Origin of the sequence: Morganella sp. EGD-HP17 (genome assembly GCF_000512315.2) — a bacterium.
Lineage (GTDB): Bacteria > Pseudomonadota > Gammaproteobacteria > Enterobacterales > Enterobacteriaceae > Morganella > Morganella morganii.
Genome location: NZ_AZRH01000010.1, coordinates 148,076 through 159,962, shown reverse-complemented (window position 1 = coordinate 159,962; position 11,887 = coordinate 148,076). Strand labels below are relative to the sequence as shown.

The 11,887-nt window shown below is 54.3% G+C and carries 8 protein-coding genes; 5 read left to right on the top strand and 3 right to left on the bottom strand.

All coding sequences use genetic code 11. The annotated features are described in order from the left end of the window. From ilvE to ilvA, 3 genes are all read left to right on the top strand, one after another. On the top strand, positions 1-698 hold a 698-nt coding region (ilvE, locus tag X965_RS12300), incomplete at its 5' end, for a branched-chain-amino-acid transaminase (protein WP_036418239.1). A gap of 64 nt (positions 699-762) precedes the next feature. Next, on the top strand, positions 763-2,613 hold the full coding sequence (gene ilvD, locus X965_RS12295; protein ID WP_004234383.1) for a dihydroxy-acid dehydratase: 1,851 nt from the start codon (positions 763-765) through the stop codon (positions 2,611-2,613). A gap of 2 nt (positions 2,614-2,615) precedes the next feature. Then, positions 2,616-4,184: a threonine ammonia-lyase, biosynthetic gene (ilvA, locus tag X965_RS12290; RefSeq protein ID WP_032099209.1), complete on the top strand. Its 1,569-nt coding sequence runs from the start codon at positions 2,616-2,618 to the stop codon at positions 4,182-4,184. On the opposite strand, the gene ilvY is transcribed toward ilvA, so the two are convergent. After that, entirely contained in the window at positions 4,161-5,057 is an 897-nt protein-coding gene (ilvY, locus tag X965_RS12285) for an HTH-type transcriptional activator IlvY (RefSeq protein WP_036418224.1), read from the bottom strand. The two genes, ilvA and ilvY, sit on opposite strands and share 24 nt — an antisense overlap. Before the next feature lie 193 nt (positions 5,058-5,250). Between ilvY and ilvC the strand changes: the two genes are divergently transcribed. After that, entirely contained in the window at positions 5,251-6,726 is a 1,476-nt protein-coding gene (gene ilvC / locus X965_RS12280) for a ketol-acid reductoisomerase (RefSeq protein WP_004241304.1), read from the top strand. A gap of 144 nt (positions 6,727-6,870) precedes the next feature. Then, positions 6,871-8,901: a DNA helicase Rep gene (rep, locus tag X965_RS12275; RefSeq protein WP_036418223.1), complete on the top strand. Its 2,031-nt coding sequence runs from the start codon at positions 6,871-6,873 to the stop codon at positions 8,899-8,901. Positions 8,902-9,025: 124 nt separating this feature from the next. Here rep and gppA read toward each other — a convergent pair whose 3' ends face one another. Further along, positions 9,026-10,534 carry a guanosine-5'-triphosphate,3'-diphosphate diphosphatase gene (gppA, locus tag X965_RS12270; protein ID WP_004234389.1) on the bottom strand — a complete coding sequence of 503 codons (1,509 nt, stop codon included), beginning with the start codon at positions 10,532-10,534 and terminating at the stop codon, positions 9,026-9,028. 8 nt (positions 10,535-10,542) lie between these two features. After that, positions 10,543-11,838, bottom strand: a complete 1,296-nt coding sequence (rhlB, locus tag X965_RS12265; protein WP_004241310.1) for an ATP-dependent RNA helicase RhlB — start codon at positions 11,836-11,838, stop codon at positions 10,543-10,545. Between the last annotated feature and the right edge of the window lie 49 nt (positions 11,839-11,887).

The window sequence follows — 11,887 nt, the reverse complement described above, 5'->3', positions numbered from 1 at the left end:
AATTAATGGAAGCCTGCCGCGCCACGCTGCGCAAAAATAATTTATCCAGTGGTTATATCCGTCCGCTGGTCTTTATCGGTGATGTCGGTATGGGTGTTAACCCGCCGCAGGGCTATAAAACCGATGTCATCATCGCGGCATTCCCGTGGGGTGCTTACCTGGGTGAGGAAGCGCTGGATGCAGGGATTGACGCGATGGTGTCATCCTGGAACCGCGCAGCCCCTAACACCATTCCGACAGCGGCCAAAGCAGGCGGTAACTACCTGTCCTCGTTACTGGTCGGCAGTGAAGCCCGCCGTCACGGTTATCAGGAAGGGATTGCGCTGGATGTGAACGGTTATATCTCTGAAGGGGCGGGTGAAAACCTGTTTGAAGTGAAAAATAACATTATCTTCACTCCGCCATTTACCTCTTCCGCACTGCCGGGTATTACCCGTGATGCGATTCTGACCCTGGCAAAAGAGCTGGGTTATGAAATCCGTGAGCAGACGCTATCCCGCGAATCACTCTATCTGGCGGATGAAGTCTTTATGACCGGTACTGCGGCGGAAGTTACGCCGGTACGCAGTGTTGACGGTATTCAGGTGGGTATCGGCCGCTGCGGACCGGTTACCAAAGAGATCCAGCAGGCATTCTTTGGCCTGTTCACCGGGAAAACAGAAGACAAATGGGGCTGGTTAGATCCGGTAAATCCATAATAACGAAACAGATTTGCAGGCGGGTCGTTCCCCCGCCTGATTTTTGCAAACACGGGAGATTACAATGCCTCAGTACCGTTCGGCGACAACAACGCATGGCCGCAATATGGCGGGTGCGCGCGCATTATGGCGTGCGACAGGAATGACAGATGCCGATTTCGGCAAACCGATTATCGCGGTTGTTAACTCATTCACACAATTTGTTCCGGGTCATGTTCACCTGCGGGATCTGGGTAAACTGGTGGCAGAGGAAATTGAGGCCGCCGGTGGCGTGGCCAAAGAATTCAATACCATTGCTGTGGATGACGGGATCGCCATGGGGCACGGCGGGATGCTTTATTCTCTGCCGTCACGCGAACTCATTGCCGATTCTGTGGAATACATGGTGAATGCACACTGTGCGGATGCCATGGTTTGTATCTCCAACTGCGACAAAATTACTCCGGGAATGCTGATGGCCTCACTGCGCCTGAATATCCCGGTTATTTTTGTATCCGGTGGCCCGATGGAAGCCGGTAAAACCAAACTGTCTGATCAGATAATCAAGCTGGATCTGGTGGATGCCATGATCCAGGGTGCAAATCCTGATGTTTCCGATGCGGACAGTGAACAAATCGAACGATCGGCCTGCCCGACCTGCGGCTCCTGCTCCGGTATGTTTACCGCGAACTCGATGAACTGCCTGACCGAAGCGCTGGGCTTATCTCAGCCGGGGAACGGCTCGCTGCTGGCAACTCATGCTGACCGCAAAAATCTGTTCCTTAATGCCGGACGCCGGATTGTGGAAATCACCAAAAAATATTACGAGCAGGATGATATCCGTTTTCTGCCGCGCAATATCGCCACCAAAGCAGCGTTTGAGAATGCGATGACCCTGGATATCGCCATGGGCGGTTCAACCAACACAGTTCTGCATCTGCTGGCGGCGGCACAGGAAGGGGAAGTTGATTTCACAATGACGGATATTGATCGTCTCTCCCGTGCGGTGCCGCATTTATGCAAAGTCGCGCCGAGCACGCAGAAATACCATATGGAAGATGTACATCGCGCCGGCGGGGTAATTGGTATCCTGGGCGAGCTGGATCGCGCCGGGTTACTGCACCGGGAAGTCAGTAACGTGCTGGGAATGACCCTGCCGGAGTTACTGGCGGCGTATGATATTACACTGACGAAAGATGATGCGGTGAAACGGATGTATTCCGCCGGTCCTGCCGGAATCCGCACAACAAAAGCATTCTCACAGGACTGCCGCTGGCCGTCCCTGGATGATGACCGCAAAAACGGCTGTATCCGCAGCAAAACCCATGCCTACAGCCAGGATGGCGGGCTGGCGGTACTGTCCGGCAATATTGCCGAAGATGGCTGTATTGTGAAAACTGCCGGGGTGGACGAGGGCAGCTTAACCTTTACCGGACCGGCAAAAGTGTATGAAAGTCAGGATGATGCAGTAAAAGCGATTCTCGGCGGAGAAGTTGTTGCCGGGGATGTGGTGGTGATCCGCTACGAAGGGCCGAAAGGCGGGCCGGGTATGCAGGAGATGCTGTATCCGACCACCTACCTGAAATCAATGGGCCTGGGAAAAAGCTGTGCGCTTATCACTGACGGTCGTTTCTCCGGCGGCACTTCCGGGTTATCCATCGGCCACGTTTCGCCGGAAGCGGCCAACGGCGGGCTGATCGGGCTGGTTCAGACCGGGGACATTATTGCCATCGATATTCCGTCACGGCAGATTTCACTGAAAGTGGATGAGCAAACTCTGGCAGCCCGCCGCACAGCGGAAGAGGCACGAGGTGAAAAAGCCTGGTCACCGCAGAACCGTGAACGTCAGGTCTCTTTTGCGTTGCGTGCATATGCACTGCTGGCGACCAGTGCTGATAAAGGCGCGGTACGGGATAAAAGTAAACTCGGGGGTTAGGGATGACCGCAAAACAACCATTGTCTGCTCAGCCGTCAGCGGCTGAGTATGTGAGAGCGGCCTTCAGTGCCTCCGTTTATGATGTCGCTCAGGTCACGCCGCTGCAACTGATGCCGAAGCTGTCGGCACGGCTCGGCAATACCATTTCAGTGAAGCGGGAAGACAGGCAGCCCGTGCACAGTTTTAAGCTGCGCGGCGCGTATGCCATGATTGCGGAGCTGACAGAAGAACAGAAACGGCGGGGCGTAGTGACGGCATCAGCCGGAAACCATGCTCAGGGCGTGGCGTTATCTGCCGGGAAAACCGGGGTGAAAGCCCTGATTGTGATGCCGGTGGCGACGGCGGATATCAAAGTGGATGCGGTTCGCGGGTTCGGCGGCGAAGTGGTTCTCCACGGCGCTAATTTTGATGAAGCAAAAGCACATGCACTGGAGCTGGCCGCATCCCTCGGGATGACGTTTATTCCGCCGTTCGATCACCCGTCGGTGATCGCCGGTCAGGCCACTATCGCTCTTGAACTGTTACAGCAGAATGCCAGGCTCGACAGAGTCTTTGTACCGGTCGGCGGTGGCGGACTGGCCGCCGGGGTGGCGGTGTTTATTAAACACCTGATGCCGGACATTAAAGTGATTGGTGTCGAGGCAGAAGAGGCGGCTTGTCTGAAAGCCGCACTGGATGCCGGACATCCGGTCGAGTTACCGAAAGTCGGGCTGTTTGCCGAAGGTGTGGCAGTCAAACGGATTGGTGATGAGACCTTCCGTCTATGTCAGCAGTATCTGGATGATGTGATTATGGTGGACAGTGACGCCATCTGCGCAGCTATGAAAGATCTGTTTGATGATGTGCGGGCAGTGGCGGAGCCTTCCGGGGCACTGGCGCTGGCGGGGATGAAAAAATACATTCAGCAGCACAATATTCAGGGGGAAAATCTGGCACATGTGCTCTCCGGTGCCAATGTGAATTTCCATGTGCTCCGTTATGTGTCAGAGCGGTGCGAGCTGGGAGAACAGCGTGAAGGCGTGTTCGCGGTGACGATCCCGGAAGAGAAAGGCAGTTTCCTGCGGTTTTGTCAGGCGCTCGGCCCGCGTGTGGTGACCGAGTTTAACTATCGTTACAGCGGTTCAGATGAAGCTTCAGTATTTGTCAGTGTCCGTGCCGATGAGGGCCCGGGCGCACGGAAAACCATTCTGGACGGTCTTTCCGCCGCCGGGTTCAGTGCGACAGATTTGTCGGATGACGAAATGGCGAAACTGCATGTCCGCTATATGGTGGGTGGCCGCCCGTCAGCACCGTTGCAGGAGCGGCTGTTCAGTTTTGAATTCCCGGAAGCACCCGGCGCACTGCTGAAATTCCTGGAAACACTTGGTACACACTGGAATATCACCCTGTTCCATTACCGCAGTCACGGCACGGATTATGGCCGCGTACTGGCAGCTTTTGAAATACAGGAAGGGGATGTGCAGTTTGAGCAGCATCTGAATGCTCTCGGCTACGACTTCCGCGATGAAACCGGCAATGCTGCATTTGCCCGTTTCCTGGCCCCGCAGTTATCCGGAGTGGCGCGGCAGTAGTTGCCAGAAGGCTCTGATCAGCGGCTCATGCAGCCGCTTGTTCAGTGCGCAGACGCCCAGCTCAAACGGCGCAACCATCGAAATATTATCGAGTTGCAGGATCCGGCTGCGGATTGCGTCCGGGCTGTTCTCCACCACCACATTCGGGATCAGCGCGATACCGCAGCCTAGTGCCACCATCGATACAATCGCTTCATGGCCGGACACCGTGGCATAAATCTGCGGATCCTGAATCCGGTGTGTTTTAAACCATAAATCAATCCGTTTACGTGACGGGCCATGCTCCGGAATGATAAACGGGATATTTTCCCAGTCGGGCACCGGCTGTACCGCCTGTTGTCTGACCGGGCATGGTAGTGCGGGCGCTATCAGTGACAGCGGGATTTCGCCTATCTGGTGAAAGCGGACATTATCCGGCAGTTTTTCCGGTTTTCCGGCGATACCGAGATCCGCGTCCTGTGACTGCACTTTTTCCACTGCATCCGCCGCGTCCCCGGTGGTCAGCTTGATTTCCACCTGCGGATGTTCTGCCCGGAACTGGTCGAGGATCTGCGGCAGATGGCTGTATGCGGCAGTGACGGAACAAAACAGACGTAATTCCCCGGTCAGTGACGGGCTCTGATGATTAAGCGCATGTTGCAGCTGCTGGTATTGCAGCACTGTTTCCTGCGCAAATTTTTTCAGCTGTTCACCGGCGGCTGTCAGCTGAACAGTGCGGTTATCCCGCAGAAACAGCGGATGCCCGAGAGATTCTTCCAGCCGCTGGATCTGCCGTGAGAGTGTCGACGGGCTGATATACATGGCGGCCGCGGTTTTGCCGAAATGGCAGCTCTCCGCAAGATGTAAAAACAGTCTGAGTTCCCGGATATCCATCACAACCTCTCAGGGGATTACGTTTTAGTCATTATGTTGCATAAATTGCATCGCTATCTTGTGAATATATCAATTTAAGCAATGAAAATCATGACATATAGTCAATATAAATAAAGGGTATATCACCCCGGTAAATAACGAAATCAGTGCTGCGAAGACAGCAATCTGAGCAAACACAATACACGGAGTCACCATGGCGAATTATTTTAATACACTGAATTTGCGCCAGCAGCTGGCGCAGTTAGGCAAATGCCGGTTTATGGCACGCGAAGAATTTGCGGACGAGGCTGGGTATCTCAAAGGCAAAAAAGTGGTGATTGTCGGCTGTGGTGCACAGGGGCTGAACCAGGGACTGAACATGCGCGATTCCGGGCTGGATATCGCCTATGCACTGCGTCAGGAAGCGATCGATGAGAAGCGCACCTCATGGCGCCGCGCCACCGAAAACGGTTTTACCGTCGGCACGTATGAAGAACTGATCCCGCAGGCTGACCTGGTGGTTAACCTGACACCTGACAAACAGCATTCTGCGGTGGTTAAGGCGGTTCAGCCGCTGATGAAATCCGGCGCAGCGCTGGGTTACTCACACGGCTTCAATATTGTTGAAGTCGGCGAAACCATCCGCCCTGATATCACGGTTGTGATGGTGGCACCGAAATGCCCGGGTACAGAAGTGCGTGAAGAGTACAAGCGTGGCTTTGGTGTTCCGACACTGATTGCAGTCCATCCGGAAAATGATGCCAAAGGTGAAGGTCTGGCGATTGCCAAAGCCTGGGCTGCGGCAACCGGCGGTCACCGTGCGGGTGTTCTGGAATCATCCTTTGTTGCAGAAGTTAAATCTGACCTGATGGGCGAGCAGACTATCCTCTGCGGTATGCTGCAGGCCGGTTCTCTGCTCTGTTATGACAAAATGGTTGCTGACGGTGCGGATCCTGCGTATGCAGGCAAGCTGATCCAGTACGGCTGGGAAACCATCACTGAAGCGCTGAAACAGGGTGGGATCACGCTGATGATGGACAGATTGTCCAACCCGGCAAAAGTCCGTGCTTATCAGCTGTCTGAAACCCTGAAAGCACAGATGAAGACTCTGTTTGAAAAACATATGGATGACATCATTTCCGGCCATTTCTCCTCAACGATGATGGCGGACTGGGCGAATGATGATAAAAATCTGCTGACCTGGCGTGAAGAGACTGGCAAGACGGCATTTGAAAACTATCCGGATTCTGAGCAGAAAATCAGTGAGCAGGAATATTTTGACCACGGTGTTGTCATGGTCGCAATGGTGAAAGCCGGTGTTGAGCTGGCATTTGAAACCATGATTGACGCGGGGATCATTGCGGAATCTGCCTATTATGAATCACTGCATGAACTGCCGCTGATTGCCAACACCATTGCCCGTAAGCGTCTGTATGAAATGAACGTGGTTATCTCCGATACCGCAGAATACGGCAATTACCTGTTCTCCTTTGCAGCAGTGCCGTTACTGAAAGACTTTATGGCATCACTGCAGCCGGGTGACCTGGGTAAATCCGGCGCGGACCACGGTACGGATAACGCGCAGCTGCGTGATATCAATGAAGCAATTCGTCAGCATCCGATTGAAACTGTGGGTAAAACCCTGCGCGGCTATATGACGGATATGAAACGTATCGCGGTCGGCGGCTGATAACAAAATTGTTTAATGATGAAATGAGACGGCACCTGCGGGTGCCGTTTTCCGTTTTAATGAGCGGCGTCCGGTTACACTTCTGCTGTACCTTTCTGCTACAATTCCCTCCTGTTCCAGTATTGAGTCGAGTTAACAGCGCGTATGAAATTAAATCCCGGTCAGCAGCAGGCCGTTGAGTATGTTCAGGGCCCGTGCCTTGTGCTTGCGGGGGCCGGTTCCGGCAAAACCCGTGTGATCACCAATAAAATTGCGCATCTGATCCGCAATACCGGCTATCAGCCGCGCCAGATCGCGGCGGTGACCTTTACCAACAAAGCCGCGCGGGAAATGAAAGAGCGTGTTGCACAAACCCTGGGGCGCAAAGAGGCCAAAGGGCTGATGATTTCCACATTCCATACCCTGGGGCTGGAGATTATCAAGCGGGAATATAAAGCGCTGGGGATGAAAAGTAATTTCTCCCTGTTCGACGATCAGGATCAGCTCGCGCTGCTTAAAGAGCTGACGTTTGATCATCTGGAAGAAGATAAAGAGTTACTGCAACAACTGGTCAGCCAGATCTCAAACTGGAAGAATGCCCTGCTGACGCCGGAACAGGCAAAAGGACTGGCGCGATCAGAGCGCGAACATACGTTTGCTGAGTGTTACCGCCGCTACGAACTGCATCTGAACAGTTGTAATGTGCTTGATTTTGATGACCTTATCACCAAACCGACACTGCTGTTTGCCCGTGATGAACAGGCGCGGGAGCGCTGGCAGCAGCGTATCCGTTATCTGCTGGTGGATGAGTATCAGGATACCAACACCAGTCAGTATCAGCTGGTGAAATTGCTGGTCGGTAAACGCGCGTATTTTACGGTCGTGGGTGATGATGATCAGTCAATTTATTCATGGCGCGGCGCACAGCCGAAAAACCTGGTGCAGCTGAGCAAAGATTTTCCGGAGTTGCGGGTGATCAAGCTGGAGCAGAATTACCGCTCGTCCGGCTGTATTCTGAATGCAGCGAATATCCTGATCGCTAATAACCCGCATGTGTTTGAAAAACAGCTTTTTTCAAATCTCGGTTATGGTGATCCGATGAAAGTGATCACCGCGAATAATGAAGATCATGAAGCAGAGCGGGTGGTCGGGGAGCTGATCGCCCATCACTTTATCAATAAGACCGATTATAAAGATTACGCGATCTTATACCGTGGCAACCATCAGTCGCGGATCTTTGAAAAAATGCTGATGCAAAACCGGATCCCGTACCGGATCTCCGGCGGAACCTCTTTCTTTTCCCGTCCGGAAATTAAGGATTTGCTGGCGTATCTGCGTGTGCTGACCAATCCGGAAGATGACAGTGCTTTCCTGCGCATCGTGAACACGCCGCGCAGGGGTATCGGACCGGCCACTATCCAGAAACTGGGTGAGTGGGCCAATACGCGGGATAAAAGCTTGTATCAGGCCAGTTTTGACCTCGGACTGGGGCAGACACTTTCCGGTCAGGGGCTGGCGGCGCTGACGAATTTCACCGGCTGGCTGGCGGAGGTGGAAAAATTGGTTGAGCGCGAGCCGCTGATCGCGGTGCGTGATTTACTGCACGGCCTGGATTATCAGAGCTGGCTCTTTGAAACATCTGCCAGCCCGAAAGCCGCTGAGATGCGGATGAAAAACGTCGATCAGCTGTTCAGCTGGATGGCTGAAATGCTGGAAGGGGATGATCTCAACGAGCCGATGACGCTGGCTCAGGTGGTTACCCGCTTTACACTGCGCGACATGATGGAGCGCGGCGAGGAAGCAGAGGAGTTGGATCAGGTGCAGCTGATGACACTGCATGCCTCCAAAGGGCTGGAATTTCCGTATGTTTTCCTGGTGGGCATGGAAGAGGGGATTTTGCCGCATCAGTCCAGTATCGATGAGGATAACGTGGATGAAGAGCGGCGTCTGGCCTATGTGGGGATAACCCGCGCTCAGAAATCCCTCTTTTTTACCCTGTGCCGTGAGCGCCGCCAGTATGGTGAGCTGATCCGCCCCGAACCGAGCCGGTTTCTCTATGAACTGCCGCAGGATGATCTGCACTGGGATGACGGCAAAAAAGTGGTGAAAACCGCCGAAGAGAAACAACAGGCCGGGCTGCGCGGTGTGGCCGGGCTGAAGGCGATGCTGGCTAAGAAAAAGGAAGAAAACGGATGAGGGAATCACTCAGAGCAGAAACGATGATCCGGAATGACTGACGGAAGCCGGATCACGTTGAAAAGGCTCATAAAATTAAAGCCCTGATAGTGTCCGGAAACGGATAATCAGGGCTTATTATTTATCAGCCGAGAGTGGACGGCTTCTGTTCTTCCAGCATCAGTGACCACTGCACATAACTCTGCCACTGAATTTCCTGCTGTAATGCTTCCGCGCGCAGCGGATGCAATTGCTGCCAGCCGACCGGCAGTGTGATAATCAGCCCTTCCGCAGATGCCCGGATGCGCAGTGACGGCAGCGTGTCATCACGGCGGCGGCTGGCAAAAATAATCGCCAGACGCAGCAGACGACACAGGCAACCGGCTTCACGCGGTGTCAGCGCATTTTGCTGATTGAGAGAATGGATATCCAGCGGGCCGCTCTGATTGCGCAACAGCACCGCTAACAGGCGGCGTTGTGCCGGTGTGAAACCGGGTAAATCCAGATTACTGACCAGATAACCGGCATGTTCCGGGCCTTTGCGGAAATCAACACTCAGCCCGATTTCATGGATCAGAGAGGCGCTGCTGAGCAGTTCACGGCAGCGGATATCCAGCTGCCAGGCGGTCGCCACCTGCTGAAAAAAGTGATCCGCTAACTGACGGACACGTTTACCCTGGTCGGCATCTATCTGAAAACGCTTCTGAATATTTTTCAGTGTCCGGGTGCGGATGTCCTGCTCTACCGGCAATTCCAGCATGCCGTAGACCAGCCCTTCACGCAGTGCACCCCCGGCGAGTGTCATGCCGTCAATGCCGAGCGTTTCAAAAATCGCGATAAGAATGGCCAGCCCGCTCGGGAATACCAGTGCCCGTTCCAGCGTCAGCCCTTCAATCTCCAGCTCTTCCAGTTTGCCGCACTCAATCGCTTTGCGTTTGAGCTGCTGCAGTTTCGGCAGGGTGATTTGTTCATCCATGCCCTGGGCAATCATGATTTCCTGAAGTGCCTGGACAGTACCTGATGCGCCGACACACACCTGCCAGCCCTGCTCCAGAAGTGCGGGAGCAACCGGGGCGATAATATCGCGGGCAGCCTGTTCGGCACCGGCGAAATTCTCGGTGGTCAGGGAGCGATCGGTAAAATAGCGCTCCAGCCAGGTGACGCAGCCCATCTCCAGGCTGAACAGGGCGGTGGTCCGGGTGCCGCTGCCGGTCACCAGTTCGGTACTGCCGCCGCCGATATCGACCACCAGGCGTTTGTCTGACCCGCCGGTGGTGTGGGCAACGCCCTGATAAATCAGACGTGCTTCTTCCTCACCCCGGATAACTGTGACCGGATGACCGAGGATCTCCGCTGCTGTTTCCAGAAATTCACCGGCATTTCTGGCCAGGCGCAGGGTGGCTGTCGCCACCACGCGGATCTGGGAATCCGGGATATCCTGCAGATGTTCGGAAAACAGACGCAGACACTGCCAGCCGCGGGCCATCGCTGCCGGAGACAGGATATTCTCTTTATCCAGACCGGCCGCCAGACGAACCTTGCGTTTTATCCGTGACAGTACCTGAATACTGCCCGCAATCTCCCGTACCACCAGCATATGAAAGCTGTTGGAACCCAGATCGATGGCAGCATAAAGCGAGGACGATCTCAGCATGGCAGCCTTCAGCGTTTGGTGCGGTTATTGTTATGACGCGGCCCGTTGCTGCTGCGGCGCGGCATATTACGGCGGTTCTGACCACCCCCGGTGCGCGGCGGACGACGGCGGCGCTTCGGCACCGGCAGATCAGTCAGCAGTGCATCGCTGTTGTATTTACTGACCGGAATCGGATGGCCGGTATATTCTTCAATCGCAGGCAGGTTCAGTGCGTACTCTTCACAGGCCAGGCTGATGGAGTGACCACTTTCCCCGGCACGCCCGGTACGGCCGATACGGTGAACGTAATCTTCACAGTCATCCGGCAGATCATAGTTAAAGACGTGAGTTACTGACGGGATATGCAGACCACGGGCCGCAACATCCGTTGCCACCAGAATATCCAGATTACCGAGAGTGAAATCCTCGAGAATACGCAGACGTTTTTTCTGCGCCACATCGCCGGTCAGCAGGCCGACACGGTGGCCGTCAGCCGCCAGGTGTGCCCAGATATCTTCACAGCGGTGTTTGGTATTAGCGAAAATAATGCAGCGATCCGGCCACTCTTCTTCCAGAAGTGTCTGGAGAAGGCGCATTTTTTCTTCGTTGGACGGATAGAATAACTCTTCTTTGATCCGGTGACCGGTACGCTGTTCCGGTTCAATTTCAATGTATTCCGGGTTGTTCATCTGCTCAAATGCGAGCTCACGGACGCGGTAGGAAAGTGTCGCGGAGAACAGCAGGTTCATACGCTCGGCACATGGCGGCATATGGCGGAACAGCCAGCGGATATCTTTGATAAAGCCGAGATCGTACATACGGTCAGCTTCATCGAGAACGACAACCTGAATGGCGCTCAGGTCGAGACGGCCCTGTTTGGCGAAGTCGATTAAGCGCCCGGTGGTGCCGATAATCACATCGACGCCTTCATCCAGCACTTTGATTTGTTTGTCGTAGCCGTCACCGCCGTAAGCCAGGCCGGTTTTCAGCCCGGTAAGCTGAGACAGTGGTTCGGCGTCGGAATGGATCTGAACCGCGAGTTCGCGGGTCGGGGCCATAATCAGCGCACGCGGCTGATTGATTTTGCGGCCTTCCGGTGCCGGATGGGTAAGTAAATGATGAAACGTTGACGTCAGAAATGCCAGCGTCTTCCCTGTTCCTGTTTGTGCCTGTCCTGCAACATCCCGGCCGTTGATCGTCAGGGGAAGTGTCAGCGCCTGAATAGGCGTGCAGTTATAAAAGCCCTTAGAATCAAGCGCTTCTACCACTTTAGTATGCAAGGCGAAGTCAGAAAACTTCTTGTCTGTTAAATGTGTTTTGCTCATATTTAGGTAGAATATCAGTTTAATGTTGCGTTACGGAAGTCTATTCGCT

Excerpts from the sequence above, each read along its gene's own strand:
- ilvD (WP_004234383.1), top strand. The coding sequence starts at position 763 with ATGCCTCAGTACCGTTCGGCGACAACAACGCATGGCCGCAATATGGCG.
- ilvA (WP_032099209.1), top strand. The coding sequence starts at position 2,616 with ATGACCGCAAAACAACCATTGTCTGCTCAGCCGTCAGCGGCTGAGTAT.
- ilvY (WP_036418224.1), bottom strand. The coding sequence starts at position 5,057 with ATGGATATCCGGGAACTCAGACTGTTTTTACATCTTGCGGAGAGCTGC.
- ilvC (WP_004241304.1), top strand. The coding sequence starts at position 5,251 with ATGGCGAATTATTTTAATACACTGAATTTGCGCCAGCAGCTGGCGCAG.
- rep (WP_036418223.1), top strand. The coding sequence starts at position 6,871 with ATGAAATTAAATCCCGGTCAGCAGCAGGCCGTTGAGTATGTTCAGGGC.
- gppA (WP_004234389.1), bottom strand. The coding sequence starts at position 10,534 with ATGCTGAGATCGTCCTCGCTTTATGCTGCCATCGATCTGGGTTCCAAC.
- rhlB (WP_004241310.1), bottom strand. The coding sequence starts at position 11,838 with ATGAGCAAAACACATTTAACAGACAAGAAGTTTTCTGACTTCGCCTTG.